The organism is Sphingomonas kyungheensis (assembly GCF_037120395.1).
Taxonomy (GTDB): domain Bacteria; phylum Pseudomonadota; class Alphaproteobacteria; order Sphingomonadales; family Sphingomonadaceae; genus Sphingomonas; species Sphingomonas kyungheensis.
In genome coordinates, this window is sequence record NZ_JBBBDM010000001.1 from 745,058 (window position 1) to 768,611 (window position 23,554).

At 69.6% G+C, this 23,554-nt stretch carries 25 protein-coding genes and 1 pseudogene; 22 read left to right on the forward strand and 4 right to left on the reverse strand.

The window, feature by feature from the left end; translation table 11 throughout:
• Nucleotides 1-2 precede the first annotated feature (2 nt).
• The 4 genes and pseudogenes from V8201_RS03515 to V8201_RS03530 all read left to right on the forward strand — a co-directional run.
• Entirely contained in the window at nt 3-608 is a 606-nt protein-coding gene (locus V8201_RS03515) for a cold-shock protein (RefSeq protein WP_037533264.1), read from the forward strand.
• The gene (locus V8201_RS03520) at nt 605-1,102 is read left to right on the forward strand and encodes a DUF192 domain-containing protein (RefSeq protein ID WP_037532836.1); all 498 of its coding nucleotides are present in this window, start codon (nt 605-607) and stop codon (nt 1,100-1,102) included. Before V8201_RS03515 ends, V8201_RS03520 begins: the two co-directional genes overlap by 4 nt.
• 69 nt (nt 1,103-1,171) lie before the next feature.
• Nucleotides 1,172-1,567, forward strand: coding sequence for an NADH:ubiquinone oxidoreductase subunit NDUFA12 (locus V8201_RS03525; RefSeq protein WP_037532840.1), 396 nt, complete (start codon nt 1,172-1,174; stop codon nt 1,565-1,567).
• A 200-nt stretch (nt 1,568-1,767) separates the two neighbouring features.
• Nucleotides 1,768-2,001, forward strand: a pseudogene (locus V8201_RS03530) (DUF2155 domain-containing protein); the annotation flags it as partial.
• A gap of 35 nt (nt 2,002-2,036) precedes the next feature.
• On the opposite strand, the gene aat reads toward V8201_RS03530, so the two are convergent.
• From aat to V8201_RS03550, 4 genes are all read right to left on the reverse strand, one after another.
• Nucleotides 2,037-2,774 (reverse strand): leucyl/phenylalanyl-tRNA--protein transferase, encoded by a 738-nt coding sequence (aat, locus tag V8201_RS03535; RefSeq protein ID WP_037532842.1) that lies wholly within the window; start codon nt 2,772-2,774, stop codon nt 2,037-2,039.
• Nucleotides 2,775-2,820: 46 nt separating this feature from the next.
• Entirely contained in the window at nt 2,821-3,435 is a 615-nt protein-coding gene (locus V8201_RS03540; protein WP_336544486.1) for a glutathione S-transferase, read from the reverse strand.
• Between the two features lie 36 nt (nt 3,436-3,471).
• A complete protein-coding gene (locus V8201_RS03545) occupies nt 3,472-4,185 on the reverse strand; it encodes a ParA family protein (protein WP_037532847.1) in 714 nt (237 codons plus the stop codon).
• A 103-nt stretch (nt 4,186-4,288) separates the two neighbouring features.
• On the reverse strand, nt 4,289-4,675 hold the full coding sequence (locus V8201_RS03550) for a hypothetical protein (RefSeq protein WP_037532850.1): 387 nt from the start codon (nt 4,673-4,675) through the stop codon (nt 4,289-4,291).
• 173 nt (nt 4,676-4,848) lie between these two features.
• On the opposite strand from V8201_RS03550, the gene V8201_RS03555 reads away from it, so the two are divergent.
• The 18 genes from V8201_RS03555 to ftsA all read left to right on the forward strand — a co-directional run bounded on the left by V8201_RS03555 (nt 4,849) and on the right by ftsA (nt 23,456).
• Nucleotides 4,849-5,817 (forward strand): cysteine synthase A, encoded by a 969-nt coding sequence (locus V8201_RS03555; protein ID WP_037532851.1) that lies wholly within the window; start codon nt 4,849-4,851, stop codon nt 5,815-5,817.
• 89 nt (nt 5,818-5,906) lie between these two features.
• Nucleotides 5,907-6,161 (forward strand): hypothetical protein, encoded by a 255-nt coding sequence (locus V8201_RS03560; protein ID WP_051583317.1) that lies wholly within the window; start codon nt 5,907-5,909, stop codon nt 6,159-6,161.
• 299 nt (nt 6,162-6,460) lie between these two features.
• A complete protein-coding gene (locus V8201_RS03565; RefSeq protein WP_037532856.1) occupies nt 6,461-6,961 on the forward strand; it encodes a division/cell wall cluster transcriptional repressor MraZ in 501 nt (166 codons plus the stop codon).
• A gap of 5 nt (nt 6,962-6,966) precedes the next feature.
• The gene (rsmH, locus tag V8201_RS03570; RefSeq protein WP_037532859.1) at nt 6,967-7,908 is read left to right on the forward strand and encodes a 16S rRNA (cytosine(1402)-N(4))-methyltransferase RsmH; all 942 of its coding nucleotides are present in this window, start codon (nt 6,967-6,969) and stop codon (nt 7,906-7,908) included.
• Nucleotides 7,905-8,531 carry a hypothetical protein gene (locus V8201_RS03575; protein ID WP_037532862.1) on the forward strand — a complete coding sequence of 209 codons (627 nt, stop codon included), beginning with the start codon at nt 7,905-7,907 and terminating at the stop codon, nt 8,529-8,531. The genes rsmH and V8201_RS03575 overlap by 4 nt, the downstream gene beginning before the upstream one ends.
• A complete protein-coding gene (locus V8201_RS03580; RefSeq protein WP_037532864.1) occupies nt 8,528-10,240 on the forward strand; it encodes a peptidoglycan D,D-transpeptidase FtsI family protein in 1,713 nt (570 codons plus the stop codon). The genes V8201_RS03575 and V8201_RS03580 overlap by 4 nt, the downstream gene beginning before the upstream one ends.
• 10 nt (nt 10,241-10,250) lie before the next feature.
• Nucleotides 10,251-11,666, forward strand: coding sequence for a UDP-N-acetylmuramoyl-L-alanyl-D-glutamate--2,6-diaminopimelate ligase (locus V8201_RS03585; protein ID WP_336544487.1), 1,416 nt, complete (start codon nt 10,251-10,253; stop codon nt 11,664-11,666).
• Nucleotides 11,667-11,703: 37 nt separating this feature from the next.
• On the forward strand, nt 11,704-13,098 hold the full coding sequence (locus V8201_RS03590; RefSeq protein WP_336544488.1) for a UDP-N-acetylmuramoyl-tripeptide--D-alanyl-D-alanine ligase: 1,395 nt from the start codon (nt 11,704-11,706) through the stop codon (nt 13,096-13,098).
• The gene (mraY, locus tag V8201_RS03595; RefSeq protein WP_037532876.1) at nt 13,098-14,168 is read left to right on the forward strand and encodes a phospho-N-acetylmuramoyl-pentapeptide-transferase; all 1,071 of its coding nucleotides are present in this window, start codon (nt 13,098-13,100) and stop codon (nt 14,166-14,168) included. The genes V8201_RS03590 and mraY overlap by 1 nt, the downstream gene beginning before the upstream one ends.
• Nucleotides 14,165-15,460, forward strand: a complete 1,296-nt coding sequence (murD, locus tag V8201_RS03600; protein ID WP_336544489.1) for a UDP-N-acetylmuramoyl-L-alanine--D-glutamate ligase — start codon at nt 14,165-14,167, stop codon at nt 15,458-15,460. Before mraY ends, murD begins: the two co-directional genes overlap by 4 nt.
• Nucleotides 15,457-16,689, forward strand: a complete 1,233-nt coding sequence (locus tag V8201_RS03605; RefSeq protein WP_037532882.1) for an FtsW/RodA/SpoVE family cell cycle protein — start codon at nt 15,457-15,459, stop codon at nt 16,687-16,689. The genes murD and V8201_RS03605 overlap by 4 nt, the downstream gene beginning before the upstream one ends.
• Nucleotides 16,674-17,831: an undecaprenyldiphospho-muramoylpentapeptide beta-N-acetylglucosaminyltransferase gene (gene murG, locus V8201_RS03610; RefSeq protein ID WP_037532883.1), complete on the forward strand. Its 1,158-nt coding sequence runs from the start codon at nt 16,674-16,676 to the stop codon at nt 17,829-17,831. Before V8201_RS03605 ends, murG begins: the two co-directional genes overlap by 16 nt.
• Nucleotides 17,831-19,246, forward strand: a complete 1,416-nt coding sequence (murC, locus tag V8201_RS03615; protein WP_271300892.1) for a UDP-N-acetylmuramate--L-alanine ligase — start codon at nt 17,831-17,833, stop codon at nt 19,244-19,246. The genes murG and murC overlap by 1 nt, the downstream gene beginning before the upstream one ends.
• Nucleotides 19,243-19,443, forward strand: coding sequence for a hypothetical protein (locus tag V8201_RS03620; protein WP_037532888.1), 201 nt, complete (start codon nt 19,243-19,245; stop codon nt 19,441-19,443). Before murC ends, V8201_RS03620 begins: the two co-directional genes overlap by 4 nt.
• Nucleotides 19,422-20,330 (forward strand): UDP-N-acetylmuramate dehydrogenase, encoded by a 909-nt coding sequence (murB, locus tag V8201_RS03625; RefSeq protein WP_200870366.1) that lies wholly within the window; start codon nt 19,422-19,424, stop codon nt 20,328-20,330. Before V8201_RS03620 ends, murB begins: the two co-directional genes overlap by 22 nt.
• Nucleotides 20,330-21,268 carry a D-alanine--D-alanine ligase gene (locus V8201_RS03630; protein ID WP_037532890.1) on the forward strand — a complete coding sequence of 313 codons (939 nt, stop codon included), beginning with the start codon at nt 20,330-20,332 and terminating at the stop codon, nt 21,266-21,268. The genes murB and V8201_RS03630 overlap by 1 nt, the downstream gene beginning before the upstream one ends.
• Nucleotides 21,265-22,194: a cell division protein FtsQ/DivIB gene (locus tag V8201_RS03635; protein WP_051583318.1), complete on the forward strand. Its 930-nt coding sequence runs from the start codon at nt 21,265-21,267 to the stop codon at nt 22,192-22,194. Before V8201_RS03630 ends, V8201_RS03635 begins: the two co-directional genes overlap by 4 nt.
• Nucleotides 22,194-23,456, forward strand: a complete 1,263-nt coding sequence (gene ftsA, locus V8201_RS03640; protein ID WP_037532891.1) for a cell division protein FtsA — start codon at nt 22,194-22,196, stop codon at nt 23,454-23,456. Before V8201_RS03635 ends, ftsA begins: the two co-directional genes overlap by 1 nt.
• Nucleotides 23,457-23,554 lie beyond the last annotated feature (98 nt).

The window sequence follows — 23,554 nt, forward strand, 5'->3', positions numbered from 1 at the left end:
TGATGCGTAGCGAGCCGCAATGGGAGGGCGACGAGCGCGACGACGGGGTGATGCCCGGCGATCGTGCGGTTCTGTCCGCCGCCACCGATCCGGGCGAGGCGGCGACGGTCGTGTCGGGCGTCATCAAATGGTTCGACGTGACGCGCGGTTTCGGTTTCGCAGTGGCGGACGATCGCGCCTTCGGCGACGTGCTGATCCATTTCTCGGTGCTTCAGTCGCATGGCCGGCGCAGCCTGCCCGAAGGCACGCGCGTCACCACGCTCGCCGTGCAGCGCGGGCGCGGCTATCAGGCGCGCGAGGTGCTCACCGTCGATACGTCGAACGCCGTCGAGGAGCGGCCCCGTGCGCCGCGTCCCGCCGATCGCGTCGATCCGGTGCCGCTGATCGACGACGCCGGCCCGTTCGAGGCGGTCGAGGTCAAATGGTTCAACCGGCTCAAGGGCTATGGCTTCCTCGTCCGCTATAGCGACGGCAGCGACGTCTTCGTGCATATGGAGACGCTGCGTCGCGCCGGCATCCTAGCGATCGAGCCCGACCAGCGGCTGCGCGCGCGGATCGTCGCCGGGCGCAAGGGGCCGCTCGCGGTCGAGGTCGACGCCGCCTCATGATCGGCGGCAAGGCGGCGCTGGTGTTGGTGGCGGTGCTCGGCGTCGGCGCGGCCGGCGTCGCGGTTCAGCAGGGCGTCTTCTCCGGCCCGCCGGCAGCGATTGCGGCGAAGCGGACGCTGGCCGTCACGATCACCGGTGCACAGGGCGCGCACGTCTTCGACGTCGAGCGGGCGACGACCAGCGCCGAGCAGGCGCGCGGATTGATGTACCGCACCGATCTCAAGCCCGACGGCGGCATGCTGTTCTGGCCCTATCCGCCCGAAGGCGGCGCGCCGCGGGTCGCCAATTTCTGGATGAAGAACACGCCGACGCCGCTCGACATCCTGTTCATCCGCGCCGACGGCACGATCGCGACGATCGCCGAAAATACCGTGCCCTTCTCGGAAGCGCCGGTGTCGTCGCGCGAGCCGATCGCCGCGGTGCTCGAACTCGTCGGCGGCCGCACCGCAGATCTCGGCATCGCCGAGGGCGATCGGGTCGCCTGGGCCAAATGACGCCGCCCGCCGCCGCGATGCGATCCGCGGTTGAAGGGCAGGGCGGCAACGGGTAAGCGCAGGCGCATCATGGGCATCAACCTCAATCCCTTCACCTGGTGGAATGGCGCGTCCTGGGGCACGATGCTCTACGGTCTGCGCGGCATGACGCAGGTCGGCACCGACTCGCTCGGCAACGTCTATTATCAGGGCGGCAAGGACGGCAGCGGCCGCGTGCGCCGCTGGGTGATCTACGACGGCGCCAATGACGCGAGCCGCGTGCCGCCGGAATGGTTCAGCTGGCTGCATCACCAGATCGACGACATCCCCGATCGCGCGATGCCCCCGGCGCGTCCGTGGCAGAAGCCGGCGATGCCCAATATGACGGGCACGCCGCTGGCCTATCGCCCGTCGGGTGCGCTGGAGAAGGGCGGCAAGCGCGCCGCAGCAACCGGCGATTATGAAGCGTGGACGCCCGAAGGGTGATGCGACGCTGGCTCGCCGCCGGCGTGCTGCTGGTGGTGCTGGGGCTGGCGGCGGTGTTCGGCTATCGCGCGCTGCGGCCGTCGGAGGATTCCGATCGCCCCGTCGCGGTGCAGGATTTCGCACCGTCTGACGGCAACCGCGGCGAGGCGATCGAGACCGTCGCGACCAGCGACGTCACCTTGCCGACCGGCGGCACGCCGATGGCGGAACGGATCGCGGTGATCGGCCTGCTCAACAAGCGGAACGGCGTCAGCCGCGAGGTGACGCTCAAGCCGGGGCAGGCGACCCGCGTCGGCGATGCGATCGTCCGGCTGCGCGCCTGCGAACAGACTGCCTCCTGGGAACAGGATCAGCTCACCGGCGCCTTCGTCCAGCTCGATGTGCGCGGCAGCGACCGGCATTGGCGTCGTGCATTCTCCGGCTGGCTGTACAAGGAGCGGCCGTCGCTCAACGTCGTCCAGCACCCGGTCTATGACGTCTGGACCAAGAGCTGCACAATGTCGTGGCCGGCGACCGGCCCCGACACCGTATCGCTCGATGGCGGCGCGCCGGCGGCCAAACGGTCGAGCGCGAAGAAGTCGCCTGATGGCGTCGCGGCCAGCGGCGACACGATCCCCGACGCGCCGATCGTGCCGTCCAGCGCCGCGGCAAGCAACGCGCAATAATCCCTGCGGTCGATCTCCACCGCGCCGAGCGAGGCGAGGTGCGCGGTCTGGAACTGGCAGTCGAGCAGGGTGAAACCGCCGGCCTTGAGCCGCGCGACGAGCCAGGCGAGCGCGACCTTCGAGGCATCGGTGCGCCGGCTGACCATCGATTCGCCGAAGAAGGCGCGGCCGAGCGCGAGGCCGTAGAGGCCGCCGACCAGCTCGTCGCCCTCCCAGCATTCGATCGCATGCGCGAAGCCGAGCTGGTGGAGCGCCACGAAGGCCCGCTCGATGCCCGAATTGATCCACGTCTCCGGCCGGTCCGCCGCGCTCGCCGCGCACAGGCGGATCATCCGTTCGAACGCTGTATCGGCAGTGACGCGGAAGCGGTCGCGCGCGATCGTCTTGCGCAACGATCGCGACAGATGCAGCCCGTCGATCGGCAGGATCGCGCGCTTGCGCGGCTCGACCCAATAGACGCTCGCCGCATCGCGATGATCCGCCATCGGGAACACGCCGACCGCATAGGCGCCGAGCACGGTCTTCGGATCGAGCATCTCCATCCGTGCTGAGGTGGCGCAGCCGCCGCGGCGGTGCAAGGGGAGGGGCTCAGCCGAACGGCAGCGCCTGAAACACCGGCGTGGCCTCCGCGCGCGCGGACAGCGCCGCAAGCGCGGGATACCGGTCCGGCGCGAGGAGATCGGCGAGCATGCCGTTGGTGAAGCGCCACGCGACCGCGGCGGTGATGTCCGCCTGCGTCATCCGGTCGGGCAGCAGCCAGTCGTCTACGGGCCGATAGGCCTGTTCGAGCAGATCATAGGCGGCCTGCGCCTGCCCGCGCACCCGATCGAGCCACGGCGCATGCTGTTTGTCGGCCGGGCGCAATTGGGTCTCGTAGACGATCTGCACGGTCTTCTCGCAGGCGGCGAGCGCCAGGCCGACCGCATGCTGGACGGTCAGCAGCGCGTCCGCCGCCTCCGGCTGCAACCGTCGGTCCGCGGGGACGAGGCTGTCGAGATACATGAGGATCAGCGTCGAATCGATCAGCGCCGTGCCGTCGTCGGTCACCAGCGTCGGCGCCTTGATCACCGGGTTGATCGCCGCGAAGGCCTCGACGTCGCGGAACACCGACAGCGGTTCGTGATCGAAGGCGAGGCCCATCAGCCGCATCGCGATCGCGACGCGCCGCACATAGGGGGAATCGAGCCGGCCGATCAGACGCATCGCACTTCCTTCGAAAAACCTCGTCGTCCGTCTCCTCTAGACGGTGCGCAGCCGACATTCGATCGCCGTCCACAATTTGGCGAACGCCTTGGCCGCGGCGGTGCGCGGCGCGAAAGTCGCCACCGGCGCACGATGCTCCGCCATCGCCTCGACCGCGCTTGCCATCGGGATCACCGGCCAGTCGGGATGCGCGGCGAGCGCCTCGGCATGGAGGCGGCGGCGGCGGTCCGCCATCATATGCACCGGCAGCACCGGCACCTTGCCGCCGAGATGCCGCACCACTTCGAGATGCGCCCGCTGCGCGAGCGGCGAGGGGATCACCGGCAGCACGATCAGGTCGGCGGCGCGGATCACCTGTTCGCTCGTCTCGGTCACGCCGGGCGGGCAATCGAGCAGGACATGGTCGTAATCGCCGACGCCCTCGATCAGCCGGTCGAGCCGGCGGCGCTTGCCAATATCGTGGAGGACGACGTCGAGCGTGCGCAGCGATTCATCCGCGGCGATCAGGTCGAGCAGCGGATAGTCGGTCGGCCGGGCATGCGCCTGCGGCTTGGCGTCCTTGGTGAACAGCGCGCGCGCGGCATCGCCGACCGGCGTGCGTCCGAGCACCCAGCTGCTCGCCGCCTGCGGATCGAGATCCCACAGGATGGTACGGCGCTTCGAGATCGCCGCGCTGCAATAGGAGAGGTTCACCGACAACGTCGTCTTGCCGACGCCGCCCTTGGAACTGTAGATCGCAATGGTCGCCATCAGCCGCCGATACCATAATGGACATAAATCGGCAACATCCGCGTCATGCGGAGGACCGGAGCCGGCGGCTCAGCCACCGGCTTCGGAAAGAGTCAGGCGAAGATCAGGACTTGCAGCTCTGCGACGGCTTGCCGGGCTGGGTGACGGTGATCGTCTTGGCATCGCCGGTCAGCTTCCAGCCGCCCTCGGCGGTGAGCGGCTCGCCGGTGGTCGCGGCGGTCAGGCGGGTGGCCGTGCCGTCCTTCTTGGTCTTGATCAGCGCCAGCTTGTCGCCCTCGAACAGGGTGACGTACAGCAGGCTGTTGTCCTTGCAGCGGAAGGTCTTGTCCGCCTTGATCGCGGGCGGCAGCTCGACCGGGCCGCGGTTGGCGAGCGCATTCGCCATCGGGTCCGGATTCGAGTCTAGCACTTCGGCCGAATTGGGCTTGGAGTTGCAGGCGGCCAGCGCGAGCAGCGCGGCGGTGGCGGAGAGGAGGAGGGGGCTCTTCATAGCGGCGCGACGCTTCGCGCATGCAGCAACAAGCGTCAAGCAAGATGACCCACGTTCATGCAAAGGCAGGGTAAATTGCGACGGGCCGGGCTGCCGCACCTGCGTGCCGATCTTGCTCGCGGCCAAGCTCAGCTGCGCTTGCCGCTGACGCCGTCCCACGCCATCTAGCGACGATGCACACCACGCCCGATACGCTCGCCCTGATCGGCAACACCCCGCTCGTCCGTCTGCGCGGGCCCAGCGAGGCGACCGGCTGCGACATCTTCGCCAAATGCGAATTCGCCAACCCCGGGGCGAGCGTCAAGGATCGCGCCGCGCTCGGCATCGTCGAGGATGCGGAGGCGCGCGGCCTGCTCCACCCCGGCGGCACGATCGTCGAGGGCACGGCGGGCAATACCGGCATCGGGCTGGCGCTCGTCGCCAATGCCAAGGGCTATCGCACGATCATCGTCATGCCCGAGACGCAGAGCCGCGAGAAGATGGATACGCTGCGCGCGCTCGGCGCCGAGCTGGTGCTGGTCCCCGCCGCGCCCTATGCCAGCCCCTATCATTTCGTCCACACCAGCCGCCGGATCGCCGAGGAGCGCGATAACGCCTTGTGGGCGAACCAGTTCGACAATGTCGCCAATCGCCGCGCGCATATCGTCGGCACCGCCGAGGAGATCTGGCAGCAGATGGACGGGCGGATCGACGGCTTCACCTGCGCCGCCGGCACCGGCGGCACGATCGCCGGGGTCGGGCTCGGCCTCAAGGCGAAGGACGAGCGCATCTGTATCGCGCTGACCGATCCGCACGGCGCGGCGCTCTACGACTATTATGCGCATGGCGAGCTGCGCGCCGAGGGATCGTCGGTGGCGGAGGGGATCGGCCAGGGGCGGATCACCGCCAATCTCGACGGTGCGCCGATCGACACGCAATTCCGCATCTCCGATGCGGAGGGCTATCGCTGGGTGCGGCGGCTGCTCGACGAGGAGGGGCTGTGCCTCGGCCTGTCCTCGGGGATCAACGTCGCCGGTGCGGTGCGGCTCGCCGAGCATCTCGGCCCGGGCCGGCGCATCGCCACCATCCTGTGCGACACCGGCTTTCGCTACCTGTCGACGCTCTACGATCCCGCGTGGCGCGCCGCCAAAGGTCTTTCCTGAATTGATCCGAACCGCTTGTTCGACAAAGCGGTGACGAAGCGTTACAGCGGCGCGGTAGGATGAGAGCCGCGCGAGACACTCAGCAGACGATGCAACGGATCAAGGTCGGCGTGATCGGCCTTGTCGCCGTCGTGCTGTTGATCGTCGTCGCCAGCGCGATCCTCGGCTCCGCGACTCGCGAGCGGCCGATCGCCGCCGCCGGATCGGCGCAGGCCGATGTCGTCGCCAATATCGCGATGACCAACGCCGGTGCCGCCGCCGCGGCGGCCGCCGGCGCTTCGGGCGAGCCGCTCGCCGAACTGGGCGTCGCGCCTTCGACCAGCAACGCGCAAGCGCCGCACTGATGCCCCGCCGCCGGGGAATTTCGGGGATTTCGGCGAAGCTAATGACACTCAATGTTATTTCGTCGATGTTCGATCGATGCGTCTACGTGCGCGCGGGTGCGCCCCCGCCCGCGTAGCGACGAACCGGGGCGCGTTCCCCGGTTTTCCCCAAAAATCCCGTTGCGTCCCCAAGGGGCTGTTGATACCAACAGCGTCAACGGGGCAGGCATCACCGGTTGCGATTCATCGCAGCGGGCTGGCGGACGATTTTGGTCGTTTGCCGGAACGGTGAGCTGTGCACGTCAGGGTGCGAGACAGGCGTGTCGGAAAGGGGCGATTATCAGGGAAGCGGACTTGCCCTTGTCGACGACAAGGGTCGCGTCGCCATCCCCAATGCGCTTCGATCGACGCTTGCCGACAATGCACCGCGCGCCGACGGCAAGGACGGCGGCACGGTGATCATTGCCGCGCATGAGGATCAGCCCTGTCTGATCGCTTATGATCCCGCCTATCTTGCCGAGCTCAAGCGCGAGCTCAACGAGCGGGTCGCGCTGTCGCGCGGTCCCGACGGCAAGATCGACCACAACATCAAGCGTGGCGGCGCCAATGGCGAAGCCGTGCCGTTCGACGGATCGGGACGTTTCATCATGCCGGGCTTTCCGCGCTTCTATGCCGGCATCGGGGCGCACGCCTTCTTCTGGGGGACGCTCGACTATATCGAGATCTGGGACCCGAAGACGCTGCTGTCGACGCCCAACATCGCCCCGCAGATGGTCGCCGCCTGCCGGTATTATTGCCAGGAAAAGGGGATCGCCCTGTGAGCGACATGGCGAGCGATGCCCCGCACATCCCGGTGCTGCTCGACGAGGTGGTCGCCGCGCTGGCGCCGCAGCCGGGCGAGCGAATCGTCGACGCGACCTTTGGCGCCGGCGGCTACACCCGCGCAATCCTCGCGACGGGCGCTGAGGTCGTCGCCTTCGATCGCGACCCCGATGCGATCCGCGCCGGCCGTGCCGCGGCGCTCCCCGGGCTGACGCTGGTGCACAGCGATTTCTCGATGCTCGAAGCGGCGCTCGACGCGCCGGTCGATGCGCTGACCATGGATATCGGCGTGTCGTCGATGCAGCTCGACCAGGCCGAACGGGGCTTCTCGTTCCAGGCCGACGGCCCGCTCGACATGCGGATGAGCCAGGACGGCCCGAGCGCCGCCGACTTCCTCAACACCGCCGACGAGGCAGCGATCGCCGACGTGCTCTACCAATATGGCGACGAGCCCAAGTCGCGCCGCGTCGCCCGCGCGATCGTCGCGGCGCGGCCGCTGACCCGCACCGGCGAACTTGCGCAGGTGGTGCGCAAGGCGCTCGGCCACCGGCCGCACGACAAGAAGGATCCGGCGACGCGCAGCTTCCAGGCGATCCGCATCCATGTAAATCGGGAGCTGGACGAACTGGCCCAGGGTCTCGCCGCGGCGGAGCGCGTGCTCAAGCCGGGCGGGCGGCTGGCGATCGTCACCTTCCACAGTCTCGAGGACCGGCTGGTGAAGCGCTTCCTGCGCGACCGGTCGGGCAAGGCGCCGGGCGGGTCGCGGCATCTGCCGCTCGCCGACAGCGGCGTCGCGCCCAGTTTCGAATCGGTCGGTCGCGGCATCCGCGCCGGCGAGGCGGAGGTCGCGCGCAACCCGCGGGCGCGGTCGGCGACGCTGCGCACCGCACGGCGGACGGCGGCGCCGGCATGGACCCACGGCAATCAGGCGGAGGTGACGGCATGACGGCGGCGTATCGGCTGAAGGGGATCGGGTGGTTCGGTGGCTGCGTCGCCATCGTCCTCGGCTTCTATCTGGTCTCGCTGCAGGTCGCGGCGGAGCGCAAGAAGCTCGACATCATGGATCGCCGGATCGAGACCGCGCAGCGCGACATCCGCGCGCTTGAGACCGAGTTCGAGACGCGCGCCAATCTCGCGCAGCTCGAAAAGTGGAACGGGGAAACGCTGGCGCTCGCCGCCCCGGTCGCCGGCCAGTTCGTCACCGACGAGAGCGCGCTCGCCAGTCTCGACGTGACGCGCATCGGCACGCCCGCGCCGGGCACCAAGATGGCGGCGCTGGTCGTGCCGTCGCTCGCCACGGTCAACGTCGCCGCTCCCGCTGCGACGCCGGCGCCCGCCGTCATCCAGGTCGCCGCCGCGCTCCCCGCCGCCAAGCGCGCGGTCATCAAGGTCGCCCCCGTCGAGAAAAGTGCGCCGATGCTTGCCAAGCTGACCGAGGCGGCGCGCGCCAAGGCGGCGGTCGCCAAGGTGCGGCCGCAGGCGGTGGCGATGCTCGACCGCAAGCTGCTTTCCGACACGACGCTCGGCGACATCCTCAGCAGCGCCCGCGCGGAGGCACGCAAGCGTTGACCGTCATCGTCGCCCGGCCCGCACAGCAGCGGCGTAACGCCACCCAGCGTCATGCGCTGGTGGCGACGTCGCATATGCGACTGATGATGCTGCTGATGCTGTTCGCCGCGGCGGTGACTCTGGTGATCGGCCGGCTGGTCATGCTCGGGCTGATGTCGGGCGGCGAGGCGGAGGCGCGCGTCGCTGCGCTCGCCGCGCGCGGCGATATCGTCGATCGCAACGGCGCGCCGCTCGCCCGGACGATCGACGCCTGGACGATCGCGGTCCACCCCAAGCAGATCATCGGCGACAAGATGGAGATCGCCGCCCGCCTCGCCGCGCTGATGCCCGATCGTGGCGATCAGACGTGGTTCTACGGCCAGCTCACCCGCCCGGTCAGCTTCGTCTATCTCCAGCGCCGCGCCAGCCCGGCGCTGGTCGAGCAGGTCAATGCGATCGGCGAGCCGGCGCTGGTCTTCGCGCGCGAGACGCAGCGGCTCTACCCGCAATCGACGATGGCGAGCCATGCGCTCGGCTTCCTCTCCACCGACGGCCACGGCATGAGCGGGATGGAGCGCGTGCTCGACGAACGGCTGCTCGATCCGACCAAGGCGGGTCAGCCGGTCGCGCTGTCGCTCGACGTGCGCGTCCAGGCGGCGATGGAGAGCGAGCTCAGCCGCGCGATGAACACCTTCTCCGCGCGCGGCGCCGGCGGCATCGTCCTCGACGTCGCCACCGGCGAGGTGATCGCGATGGTGTCGTTGCCGACCTTCAACCCCAATCGCGTCGGCATGGCGGGCTCGGAAGAGCTGCGCAACATCACCACGCAGAGCGTGTTCGAGCTGGGATCGACCTTCAAGCCGATCACCGTCGCCACCGCGATCGATACCGGCACGATCGGGCTCAACCGCAAGTTCGACGCGACGCATCCGCTGAAAGTCGGCGGCTTCACCATCCACGACGAGCGCGGCGATCCCAAGCGCTGGCTGTCGATGCCCGAGACGCTGATCTATTCGAGCAACATCGCCACCGCGCGCATCGCCGACGAGATCGGCCCGCAGAAGATGCAGACGATGTTCCGCAAACTGGGCTTCGACACCAAGCCCGACATCGAGCTGCGCGAGAAGGGGCGTCCGCTGATGCCGACCTATTGGGCGCGGACGACGACGATGACCACCGCTTACGGCCACGGCATCGCGGTGACGCCGCTGCACCTCGCCAGTGCCTATGCCGCCCTGGTCAACGGCGGCATCTGGCGGCCGGCGACGCTGCTCAAGGTCGCGCCGGGGCAGGCGCCGGTCGGCCGCCGCGTCATCAGCGAGGCGACCAGCGCGCGGATGCGCCAGATGCTGCGGCTGATCGTGCTGCGCGGCACCGGCCGCAAGGGCGAGGCGCCGGGCTATCGCGTCGGCGGCAAGACCGGCACCGCCGAGGCGGCGGTGGCGGGCGGATACGACCATTCGCGCAACGTCGCGACGTTCGCCGCGGCTTTCCCGATGGACGCTCCGCGCTATGTCGTGCTGGCGATGCTCGATTCGCCGCTTGGCACGAAGGAGACCGGAGGGTGGAAGACTGCCGCATGGAACGCCGCACCGGTGGTCGGCCGGACCATCTCGCGCGTCGGTGCGATGCTCGGCGTGGTGCCGGACGAGCGGGCGGACATCGACGTGTCGGACCTCATGCCCTTGATCTGGCAGGACCCGACGCGCAAGCCCGTCACGGGCAATTAAGGAGGGCTGCGTGAGACTGGGCGCACTGACCGGCGGCGACGAGGCGGCGATCGTCACCGGCTTCGCGATCGATCACCGCAAGGTCGCGCCCGGCACCGTCTTCGGTGCCTTCCAGGGTGCACGCGTCAATGGCGAGGATTATATCGGCGACGCGGTGCGTGCCGGCGCGGTCGCGGTCGTGACCCGCCCCGGCGTGCCGGTCGAGGGCGCGGTGGCGATCGTCGACGACAATCCCCGCGAGCGGTTCGCCCGCGCCGCCGCCGCCTTCTTCGCACCCTTCCCGGAGGTGGCGGTCGCGGTGACCGGCACCAACGGCAAGACCTCGACCGTCGAGATGACCCGGCAATTGTGGCGGATGGCCGGCGCGTCGGCGGCATCGATCGGTACGCTCGGCGTCACCACCGCCGACGAGCGCGTCACCACCGGCCTCACCACGCCCGATGTCGTCACCTTCCTGTCCAACGTCGCCGGCCTCGCACGGGAGGGGATCACGCATCTCGCCTTCGAGGCGTCGAGCCACGGCCTGACCCAATATCGCACCGAGGGGCTGACCGTCGCCGCCGCGGCCTTCACCAACCTCAGCCGCGACCATCTCGATTACCATGGCGACATGGGCGCCTATCTCACCGCCAAGCTGCGCCTGTTCTCCGAGGTGCTCGATCCGGCCGGGACGGCGGTGGTCTGGGCCGACGATGTCGAGGCGGGGCGGGTGATCGATCTGGCACAGGCGCGCGGCAACACGCTCATCACCGTCGGCGAACGCGGCGCGACGCTGCGGCTGGTCGGCCGCGACCCCACCCTGCTCGGCCAGGGGCTGGTGATCGAGGCAGAGGGGCGGACGCATCGGGTGCCCTTGCCGCTGATCGGCGGCTATCAGGCGGCGAATGCGCTCGTCGCGGCGGGGCTGGTGATCGCCACCGGCGGCGACGTCGCGCGCACCATCGCCGATCTCGCGCGGTTGCAGCCGGTGCGCGGCCGGCTCGAACGCGCCGCGATCGCGCGCAGCGGCGCGCCGGTCTATGTCGACTATGCCCATACGCCCGATGCGCTGGAGGCGGCGATCGCCGCGCTCAAGCCGCATGCCGGCGGGCGGCTGATCGTCGTCTTCGGCGCCGGTGGCGACCGCGATCCCGGCAAGCGCGAGACGATGGGGCAGGTGGCGCAGATGCAGGCGGATATCGCCATCGTCACCGACGACAACCCGCGCACCGAGGACCCCGCCGCGATCCGCGCCGCGATCCTGAAAGGCGCGCCCAAGGCGCGCGAGATCGGCGATCGCCGCGAAGCGATCGCCGCCGCCGTCCGCGAGGCGGGAGCGCAGGATATCGTGCTGATCGCCGGCAAGGGCCACGAACAGGGCCAGATCGTCGGCGACATGGAATTGCCGTTCGACGACGTCGCGGTGGCGCGGGAGTATGCGGCGTGAGCGGGGTGACAATCCTCCGCGTGCCGGGGAGGATCGGATGACCCTCTGGACCGCCGCCGAGATCGCCGCCGCGACCGTCGGTACCGCCTCGTCCGACTTCGCCGTCACCGGCGTCGCCTTCGACAGCCGGGAGGTCGGCCCCGGCGATCTGTTCGTCGCGCTGACCGGCGAGAGCACCGACGGCCATCGCTTCCTGCCGCAGGCGTTCGCGCAAGGGGCGGCGGGGGCGATCGTCTCCGCGGCGAGCGAGCACCCCCAGGTCCAAGTCGCCGATACCTTCGCCGCACTCAACGATCTCGGCCGCGCGGCGCGGGCGCGGATGGCGGGGACGGTGATCGGCGTCACCGGATCGGTCGGCAAGACCAGCGCCAAGGAAGCCCTGTTCGCCGCGCTCGACCGCTCGCTGCCCGGCGCGGTGCATCGCTCGGTGAAGAGCTACAACAACCATACCGGCGTCCCGCTCAGCCTCGCGCGCATGCCGCGCGACACGCGCGTCGGCGTGTTCGAGATGGGGATGAACCATGCCGGCGAACTCGACACGCTGACCCGGCTGGTCCGCCCGCATATCGCCATCGTCACCGCGATCGCGCCCGCGCATACCGAATTCTTCCCCGACGAAAGCGCGATCGCCGACGCCAAGGGCGAGATCTTCCGCGGCCTCGAACCCGGCGGCACCGCGATCGTGCCCTATGACAGCCCCCATCGCGACCGGCTGATCGCCGCCGCCGCGCCCTATGCGGCGCGCACCGTCACCTTCGGTCTCACCAAGGGCGCCGACGTCCGCGCGATCGAGGCGATGCGGCTGCCGACCGGCGGCTCGTTCGTCACCGCGCGGCTCGGCGAGCGGGAGCTGTCGTTCACCTTGTCGCAGCCGGGGATGCACTGGGTGTCGAACGCGCTCGCGGTGCTGGCCGCGGTCGATGCGGCGGGGGCCGATCTCGCCCGCGCCGGTCTCGCGCTCGCCGAACTGGGCGGGCTCGCCGGGCGCGGTGCGCGCTTCCTCGCACCGCACGACGGCGGCGACCTGCTCGTCATCGACGAGAGCTACAATGCCAATCCCGCCTCGATGCGGGCGACGCTGGCGGTCCTCGCCGAAGAGCCGGGCCGGCATATCGCGGTGCTCGGCGAGATGCGCGAGCTCGGCGATGCGTCCGCCGGTTATCATGCCGCGCTCGCCGAACCGGTGCTCGCCGCGCAGGTCGAAGCGGCCGTCCTGGTCGGTGAAGCGATGGCGCCGCTGGCCAAGGCCCTTGAGGGACGGACACAAGTCGTCCATGTGGCCGACGCCGCTGCCGCGCTTGGCCGGTTGCACGCCCTGGCCCGCGCCGGGGATGCGGTGCTCGTCAAAGGATCGAACGGGGTCGGCTTGTCGCGGGTGATCGCGGGTCTTGCCGCCGCGGGCGATGAACGATCGCGGGGGATCGGAACGTAATGCTGTATTGGATCGCCGAGCATCTGGGGTTCACCGGTTTGCTGAACCTGATCCGCTACCAGTCCTTCCGGACCGGCGCGGCGGTCGCCACGGCGCTCTTCCTCGGCCTGATCATCGGCCCGCGCTTCATCGGCTGGCTGCGCGTCCGCCAGGGCAAGGGCCAGCCGATCCGCGCCGACGGGCCGCAGACGCATCTCGCCAAGCGCGGCACGCCGACGATGGGCGGGCTGATGATCCTCACCGCGATGAGCCTCGCCATCCTGATCTGGATGGACCTCAGCAACCCCTATGTCTGGTCGTGCCTGTTCGTGACCCTGGGGTTCGGTGCGATCGGCTTCATGGACGATTACGACAAGGTGCGTAAAGCCAGCACCGCCGGCGTCTCCGGTCGTACCCGGCTGCTGCTCGAATTCGCCATCGCCGGCATCGCCTCGTGGATCATCATGGGGCAGAACGGGCCGCACCTCTATCTGCCGTTCACCGACCGGCTGTACCTCGATCTCGGCTATGCCTTCCCGCTGTTCGCGGCCTTCACCATCGTCGCCTTCGGCAATGCGGTGAACCTTACCGACGGGCTCGACGGCCTGGCGACGATGCCGGTGATCATCGCCAGCGTCGCCTTCATGCTGATCGTCTACCTCGCGGGCAACGTGAAGTTCGCCACCTATCTCGGCATCCCGCACGTGCCGGGGGCAGGCGAGCTGGCGATCTTCTGCGGCGCGGTGATCGGCGCGGGGCTCGCCTTCCTGTGGTTCAATGCACCGCCCGCGGCGGTGTTCATGGGCGATACCGGCAGCCTCGCGCTCGGCGGCGCGCTCGGCACGATCGCGGTGGTCGCGCATCACGAGATCGTGCTCGGCATCGTCGGCGGCCTGTTCGTCGTCGAGGCGCTGTCGGTGATCATCCAGGTGTTCTTCTACAAGCGCACCGGCAAGCGCGTCTTCCGCATGGCGCCGATCCACCATCATTTCGAGCAACTCGGCTGGAGCGAGCCGACGGTGGTGATCCGCTTCTGGATCATCAGCCTCGTGCTGGCGCTCGCCGGCCTGTCGACGTTGAAGCTGCGGTGATCACCAGCCCCGCCTTCGCCGGCCGCCGCTATGCGGTGCTCGGTCTCGCCCGCTCGGGCCTCGCCACCGCGCGCGCGCTGGCGGCGAGCGGTGCCTTCGTCGTCGGCTGGGACAGCGATCCGGCCGCGCGCGCGCGCGCCGGCGAGATCGACGGCGTCATCGTCCACGACATCGCCCTGCTCGACCTGACCGGGGCGGCGGGGCTGGTCGTCTCGCCCGGCGTGCCGCTCAACACGCATCCGCTCGTCGCCCGGGCCCGCGCGGCGGGGGTGCCGGTGATCGGCGATATCGAGCTGTTCGCGCAAGCGCGCGGCGACCTGCCGCCGCACCGCGTCGTCGGCATCACCGGCACCAACGGCAAGTCGACCACTACCGCGCTCGTCCACCATATCCTTGCCGGCGCGGGCGTGCCGACGCTGATGGGCGGCAACATCGGCCTGCCGGTCCTCGCGCAACAGCCGCTCGCCGAGGGCGGCGTCTACGTGCTCGAACTGTCGAGCTATCAGCTCGACCTGACCGAGCGGCTCGATTGCGAGGTGGCGGTGCTGCTCAACATCACCCCCGACCATCTCGACCGCTATGACGGCTTCGACGCTTATGCCGCGTCCAAGGCGCGGCTGTTCGCGATGCAGTCGCCGCAGCATGACGCGATCATCGGCATCGGCGACGCCGCCTCCGCCGGCATCGCCCGAAGCCTGTCGGCGCGCGGCGAGCATCTCACCAAGATCGCGCCGGGCGTGTGCATGGATCAGTCGCGCTGGCCGGCGCTGCAGGGTCCGCACAATGCGCAGAACGCGCTCGCCGCGATCGCCGCGGTCAAGGCGCTCGGCGTGGCGGAGGCGGCGATCGACGCCGGCCTCGCCAGTTTCACCGGCCTGCCGCACCGGATGGAGACGGTGGCGATCCGCGACGGCGTCCGCTTCGTCGACGACAGCAAGGCGACCAATCCGGAAAGCGCCGCCCCGGCGCTCGGCGCGTTCGATCGCGTTCACTGGATCGTCGGCGGCAAGCGCAAGGGCGACGACCTCGACGCCTGCGCTCCCTATTTCGACCGGATCGCCGCCGCTTATACGATCGGCGAGGCGGCGGCGCTGTTCGCGTTGCTGCTCGACGGACGGGTTCCGGCGGTGACGCAGAGCGGCGATCTCGCCACCGCGGTCGCGCAGGCGGCGGCAGCGGCGCGGGCGGGAGATATCGTGCTCTTGTCGCCGGCCTGTGCTAGTTTCGACCAGTTCCGCGATTACGAGGAGCGCGGCGCCGCGTTCCGTGCTGCGGTGGAGGCTCTCGCATGACCAGTGCCGGCACGACCGAGGCTCCACGCGACAGCCTGATCGCCAAGGTCAAGCGGCGCGGCGGCCGCGGCGATCGGTCGCCGCTCGGCACCTGGTTCTGGGACATCGACCGGATGCTGCTGCTGCTCACCCTGTTCCTGATCGCGATCGGGCTGGTCGCGGTCGCCGCGGCGAGCCCCGCCACCGCGGTGCGCTATTCGGGCGAGCATCACCAGTTCACCCCGCTCTATTATTTCTGGCGGCAGCTGATCTGGGTCGGCGTGTCGCTGCCGGTGCTGTTCGGCGTGTCGATGCTGCCGGTGCCGCTCGCGCGGCGGCTGGCGATCAGCGGGGCGATCGTGCTGATCGCCTGCCTCGCGCTGACACCCTTCGTCGGCAACAGCATCAACGGCGCGCGGCGCTGGGTCGGTTACGGCTTCGCGCAGTTTCAGCCGTCCGAATTCCTCAAGCCGCTGTTCATCGTCACCGTCGCCTGGCTGCTGTCGCTGAAGGCCAAGGACCCGGAGCTGCCGACGGTGGCGATCACCGGCGCGCTGACCGGGCTGATCGCGGTGCTGCTGATGATGCAGCCCGATTTCGGCCAGACCGTGATCTTCTGCACCGTATGGATGGCGCTGCTGATGATCGCCGGCACGTCGATGCGCGTGCTCGGCGGGATCATCGCGCTGGTCCCGATCGGGCTGGGGGCGGCCTACATGTTCTACGGCACCGCGCGCAATCGCATCGACGCCTTCCTGTTCCCGAGCGTCGAGGGCGAGGGGGCGAGCGACCATTTCCAGACCAACGCCGCGCATGCGACGATCACCAGCGGCGGCTGGACCGGCACCGGACCCGGCGGCGGCACGGTCAAGTTCGGCCTGCCCGAAGCGCATACGGATTATATCTATTCGGTGATCGGCGAGGAATTCGGGCTGATCGCCTGCGCGATCATCGCCATCGTCTTCCTCGCCATCGTCGTGCGCGTGTTCGTCAAGCTGCTCGACGAGCAGGACGAGTTCAAACTGCTTGCCGCCTCGGGGCTGGCGGTGCAATTCGGCGCGCAGGCGTTGGTGTCGATGGCGGTGAATACCGGGCTGGCGCCGTCCAAGGGCATGACGCTGCCGTTCATCAGCTATGGCGGATCGTCGATGATCGCGCTGTCGATCGGCATGGGGCTGCTGCTCGCATTCACGCGGCGCAATCCGTTCCTGACGCGCAGCCCGTATGTGGTGAGATGGGGATCCAATTGAGCAAGCATTACGTCCTCGCCGCAGGTGGCACGGGGGGGCATATGGTCCCCGCCGCGGCGCTGGCCGAGGAACTGACGCGTCGCGGCCATCGCGTCGCCTTGATCAGCGACCAGCGCGGCGTGCGCTTCCCCGGCCTGTTCGACGGTATCCAGACGCACGTGCTGCCGGCCGGGCGCTTCCAGGCGAAGCGGCCGCAGGGCTGGCCGTCGGCGGTGCGCGAGATGCTGCGCGGCCGGGCGATGGCGCGTGAATTGTACCGGACGTTCAAGCCCGCGGCGGTGATCGGCTTCGGCGGCTATCCGGCGATGCCGGCGCTGCTCGCCGCCTTCGCCGACAAGATCCCGACCGCGGTACACGAACAGAATGCGGTGCTCGGCCGCGTCAATCGCCTCGTCGCCGGCAAGGTGGATGCGATCGCCACCTCATATGCGACGACCGAGCGGCTCGCCGCCAAGCACGAGGGCAAGGTCCATCTCGTCGGCAATCCGGTGCGCGACGCGGTGCTCGCGCTGCGCGACCGGCCCTATCCGCTGCTGGAGGAGGACGGCATCTTCCGCGTCCTCGTCACCGGCGGCAGCCAGGGGGCGAGCATCCTCAGCCAGGTGGTGCCCGACGGTCTGGCGATGCTGCCGATCACCTTCCGCCGCCGCCTGCAGGTGACGCATCAGGCGCGGATCGAGGATATCGACGCGGTGCGCGCGCAATATGCCGAGCATCAGATCCCGGCCGAGCTCGCCACCTATCTGCCCGACATGCCGGAACAGCTCGCTTGGGCGCATCTCGTCATCGCCCGCGCCGGGGCGTCGACGATCGCCGAACTGACCGCGGCGGGACGGCCGGCGATCCTGGTGCCGCTGCCCGGCGCGACCGACGATCACCAGACCGCCAATGCGCGTGAGATCACCCGCGCCGGTGGCGCGCGCACGATCCCGCAGCCGGAGTTCACCGCGGTCGAACTCGCCAAGCAGATGCAGAAGCTCGGGCTCGACCCGCTCGCGCTCGAAAATGCCGCATCGCGGGCGAAGAGTGTCGGCCGCCCGCATGCGGTGCGCGACCTCGCCGATCTGGTCGAGAGCCTCGATTCGCCGCGCGCGCGCCTGCCGGTCGGCAAGGCCGCCCCGCGGCAGGAGGCATTCGCATGATCCGCGGCGTCGCCACCGACATCGGTCCGATCCACTTCGTCGGGATCGGCGGCATCGGCATGTCGGGCATCGCCGAGGTGATGAAGAACCTCGGCTATACCGTGCAGGGCTCCGACGTCGCCGAAAGCTATGTCGTGCAGGGCCTGCGCGACAAGGGCATCGCCGTGTCGATCGGCCATGCCGCCGGAAACGTCGCCGACGCGGCGGTGGTGGTGGTCTCGACCGCGATCACCCGCTCCAATCCGGAGGTCGAGGCGGCGCTGGAGAAGCGCATCCCCGTCGTCCGCCGCGCCGAGATGCTCGCCGAGCTGATGCGCCTCAAATCGACCGTCGCGGTGGCGGGGACGCACGGCAAGACGACGACCACCTCGATGGTCGCAGCGCTGCTCGACGCGGGCGGAGTCGATCCGACCGTCATCAACGGCGGCATCATCAACAGCTATGGCTCGAACGCCCGGCTCGGCGCGTCGGACTGGATGGTGGTCGAGGCGGACGAGAGCGACGGCAGCTTCCTGCGCCTCGACGGCACGATCGCGGTGGTCACCAATATCGATCCCGAACATCTCGATCATTATGGCAGCTTCGACGCGGTCAAGGACGCCTTCGTCGAATTCGTCGAGAACGTGCCCTTCTACGGCGCGGCCCTGCTTTGCCTCGATCACCCCGAGGTGCAGAACGTGCTGCCGCGGGTGCGCGACCGCCGCGTCGTCACCTATGGCTTCTCGGCGCAGGCGGATATCCGCGGCGTCGACGTGACGCCGGTGCCGGGCGGCAACCGCTTCGCCTGCGTGGTGCGCGAGCGCGACGGCAGCGTGCGCACGATCGAGGGGATCGAACTGCCGATGCCCGGTCGCCACAACGTCCAGAACGCGCTGGCCGCGATCGGTGTCGCGCTCGAGCTCGGCATCCCCGATGCGACGATCCAGCAGGGCTTTTCCGCCTTCGGCGGGGTCAAGCGCCGCTTCACCAAGGTCGGCGAGGTCGCGGTCGACGGCGGCTTCGTTACGATCATCGACGATTACGGCCATCATCCGGTCGAGATCCGCGCGGTGCTCGCCGCGGCGCGCGAGGGCGCGAAGGGGCGGGTGATCGCGGTCGTCCAGCCGCATCGCTTCTCGCGGCTCGGCAATCTGATGGAAGACTTCCAGACCGCGTTCAACGATGCCGACCGCGTCCTCGTCACGCCGGTCTATGCCGCAGGCGAGGCGCCGGTCGCGGGAGTCGACGCGCAGGCGCTGGTCGACGGCCTCAAGCGCCGCGGCCACCGCTCTGCGGCGACGGTCGCCGATGCCGCCGCGCTGGCGGAGGAGCTCGCCGCGACCGTGCAGGCGGACGATATGATCGTCTGCCTCGGCGCGGGGGACATCACCAAATGGGCGGCGGGGCTGGCCAAGGCGATCGGAGAGCGGCGATGAAGGACTGGTTCGACGCGGGGATCACCCTGCAGAAGCAGATGCTCGACGCGCAGCGCAAGACGCTCGAGGCGAGCGGCCAGGCGGTCGGCGCGGGCGAGGCGCTCGTCCAGGCGCAGGAGGCGACGCGCAAGGCCGCCGAGGCCAATCTCGCCGCCTTCCAGGCGTGGACGCGACTATGGGGCGTCGGCCCGTGGTGATCGACCTGCCGGCCGTGCGCGGGCGCCTGACCGAGCGCGCGCCGCTGGCGCCGCTCGTCTGGTTCAAGGCGGGCGGCGCGGCGCAATGGCTGTTCGAGCCGCAGGATGCCGACGATCTCGCCGCCTTCCTGCGCGACTGCGACCCGGCGGTGCCGGTGATGCCGCTCGGGCTGGGTTCGAACCTGATCGTGCGCGACGGTGGCGTGCCGGGCGTGGTGGTGCGGCTCGGCAAGGCGTTCGCGCAGGTGCAGCGGATCGACGCGACGACGTTGCGCTGCGGCGGCGGTGCCAGCGGTATCCTCGTCTCGTCGACGGCGCGCGATGCCGGGATCGGCGGGATCGAATTCCTGCGCTCGATCCCCGGCACGGTCGGCGGCTTCGTGCGAATGAACGGCGGCGCCTATGGCCGCGAGGTCAAGGACGTGCTGGTCGAGGCGGAGGTGGTGCTGCGCTCGGGCGAACGCCGGACGCTGTCGCTTGGCCAGCTCGGCTATACCTATCGGCACAGCGAACTGCCGCCCGGCGCGGTGGTGGTCGCCGCGACCTTCCGCGGCCACGCCGCCGAACCCGCCGCGATCGCCGCGGAGATGGACCGGATCGCCGCCGAGCGCGAGGCGTCGCAGCCGCTGCGCTCGAAGACCGGCGGATCGACCTTCAAGAACCCGCCCGGCCACAAGGCCTGGGCGCTGATCGACGCCGCCGGCTGTCGCGGGCTCACCCGCGGAGATGCGCAGGTGTCGGAGAAACATTGCAATTTCCTGCTCAACCTCGGCACCGCCAGCGCGGCGGCAATCGAGGCCTTGGGCGAAGAGGTACGGGACAAGGTGAAGGCGCATTCGGGGGTGACGCTGGAATGGGAAATTCAGCGGGTCGGGGTGGCGAAGTGATGCACATCGCGGTCTTGATGGGCGGCTGGTCCGCCGAACGGCCGGTGTCGCTGCAATCGGGCAACGGCTGTGCCGACGCACTCGAATCGCTCGGCCATCGCGTCACCCGGATCGACATGCAGGCCGATGTCGCGCTGCGCCTCGCCGAGGCGAAGCCCGATCTCGTCTTCAACGCGCTGCACGGTTCGCCGGGCGAGGACGGCAGCGTGCAGGGCATGCTCGACCTGATGGGCATCCCCTATACCCATTCGGGCCTCGCCACGTCGGTGATCGCGATCGACAAGGTGCTGACCAAGCAGGTGCTCGTCCCCGCCGGCGTGCCGATGCCCGGCGGCCGCATCGTCCGCTCCGCCGAGATCTTCGAGCGTGATCCGTTGCAGCGGCCCTATGTGCTCAAACCCGTCAACGAAGGCTCGTCGGTCGGCGTCGCGATCGTCACCGACGACGGCAATTACGGCAATCCGATCGGGCGCGACGTCGCCGGTCCGTGGCAGGAATTCAGCGAATTGCTCGCCGAACCCTATGTCCGCGGCCGCGAGCTGACCACGGCGGTGCTTGGCGAGCGGGCACTCGGCGTCACCGAGTTGAAGCCCAAGACCGGCTGGTACGATTTCGACGCCAAATATACCGACGGCCTGACCGAACACGTCTGCCCCGCCGACATTCCCGATGTGATCGCCGACGCCTGCAAGAGCCTCGCGCTCGAAGCGCATCGCCTGCTCGGCTGCAAGGGCGCGTCGCGTTCCGATTTCCGCTGGGACGACGAACGCGGCGTCGACGGCCTGTTCCTGCTCGAGGTCAATACCCAGCCGGGGATGACGCCGCTCAGCCTCGTCCCCGAACAGGCGCGGCATATCGGCATGAGCTATGCCGAGCTCGTCCAGGCGATCGTCGACGAGGCGCTGCGCGACGGCGCGCTCAAGGTCCGTGCGGGATGAGCCGGACGATCAAACGCGGGCCGCCGCCCAAGCGGCCGACCGGCCGGCGCAAGCAGCCGGTGCGCAAGGCGTCGCTGTTCGAGCGCGCCGTCGCCGCCGTGCCGGTCAGCGAGGAGACGATCCGCAAGGCGGCGACCTGGACGATCACCGGCGGCGGCATCGCGCTCGCGCTCGCCGCGGTGACGTGGATCGGCATCCCCGGCATGATCGGCTCCGCCATCGCCGAAGGGGCGGGGCAGGCGGGCTTCCGCGTCGAGCAGATCGAGGTGACCGGCCTCAAGCGGATGGACCGGATGAGCGTCTATGCGGTCGCGCTCGATCAGCAGAGCCGCGCGATGCCGCTCGTCGATCTGGAGGCGGTGCGCCAGAAGCTGCTGCGCTACGGCTGGATCGCCGACGCGCACGTCTCGCGCCGGCTGCCCGATACGCTGCTGGTCGACATCGTCGAGCGCAGCCCGGCGGCGGTGTGGCAGGACAATGGCCAGTTGACGCTGATCGACAAGGACGGCGTGCTGCTCGAACCGGTTCGGCCCGACGCCATTCCCGACCTGCCGCTGGTGATCGGCCCCGGCGCGGACCGGCAGGAGGCGGGCTATCAGGCGCTGCTTGCCGCCGCGCCCGCGCTCAAGCCGCGCGTCAAGGCGGCGACCTGGATCGGCAACCGCCGCTGGGACCTGACCTTCGACAGCGGCGAGACGCTCGCGCTGCCCGAGGATGGCGCGCCCGCGGCACTGCTCAAATTCGCCGAGCTGGACGGCGCACGGCCGCTGCTCGGGCGCGGCTGGATCCGGTTCGACATGCGCGATCCGAGCAAATTGGTCGCACGCAAGCCGGGGGCGAGCATGGCGCATAACGTGCCGGACCCGAGCGAGGTGGCGACACCATCGACCGACACGACCAACACGCGAGCGGGGGCTGAGGGGTAATGGCGAAGGTTGCACCGGAAGGTTTGATCACGGCGCTCGACATCGGGTCGTCCAAGGTCTCGGCGATGATCGCGCAGAAGGGCGACGGCGGCGAGCTGATCGTGCTCGGCACCGGCCAGCGCGAGAGCCGCGGCGTCAAGCGCGGCTATATCGCCGACATGGGCGCGACCGAGGCGGCGGTGCGCGAGGCGGTCGAGCAGGCGGAGCGGATCGCCGGCATCAACATCGAGAACGTCTGGGTCGGCTTCTCCGCCGGCGGGCTGGTCAGCGACGTCGCCGAGGTCGAGTTCGAACTGGGCGGCCATCGCGTCGAACAGCAGGACATCGACGCGTTGCTCACGGCCGGACGCAATTCGATCGACCCGCAGGGGCGGATGGTGCTGCACGCGCAGCCGGCGCTCTACACGCTCGACGGGCTGACCGGCGTCAAGAAGCCGCTCGGCCTCCATGCCGACCGGCTCGGCGTCCACATCCACGTCGTCGCGGCGGACGGATCGCCGGTGCGCAACCTCGATCTGTGCGTCCGCTCGGCGCATCTCGAGGTCAAGTCGATCATCGCCTCGCCGGTCGCGACCGGGCTCGCCTGCCTGTCCGACGAGGAGCGCGAACTCGGCGTCGCCCTGGTCGAGCTGGGGGCGGGGATCACCAACGTCTCGCTGTTCGCGGGCGGCATGCTCGTCGGCCTTTGCTCGATTCCGATGGGTGGGCAGGACATCACCGACGACATCGCCTCCGCCTTCGGCACCCGCCGCGCGCAGGCCGAGCGGATGAAGTGCTTCCACGGCTCCGCCAATGCGAGCCCGCGCGACAATCACGAGATGATCCCGGTAATGCCGATCGCCGCCGAGGACGACGTGCACGGCGGCATGCAGATCACCAAGGCGCAGCTGATCGGCATCGTCCGCCAGCGGCTCGAGCATCAGATGGACGAGATTCGCAAATCGCTCGCCCAGTTGAAGTTCGAAGGGCCGGTCGGGCGGCAGGTGGTGCTGACCGGTGGCGGCGCCGAGTTGAAGGGCATCGCCGATTATGCGCAGCAGGCGCTCGGCCGCTCGGTGCGGATCGGCCGCCCGCGCGGGCTGACCGCCTTGCCCGAGGCGCATGGCGGCCCGGCCTTCGCGACGCTGGCCGGGCTCGCCTTCTACGCGGCGGCGGATCCGATCGATCTGCGCGGGGTCGCGCCCCAGCAAACTACGGTTCATCGCCAGCGTGGCATGGGCATGATGCGCAAGCTCATCCAGGCGGCGCGGGCAAATTATTGAACGCCGATGACGGCTTAGGCGCGTTTTCAGTGGCACCGCATGAGTCGTTGAGGCAAAAGGTTAAATCAGTGTCCCGGCGCGTTTTCCCGGATGGGGCG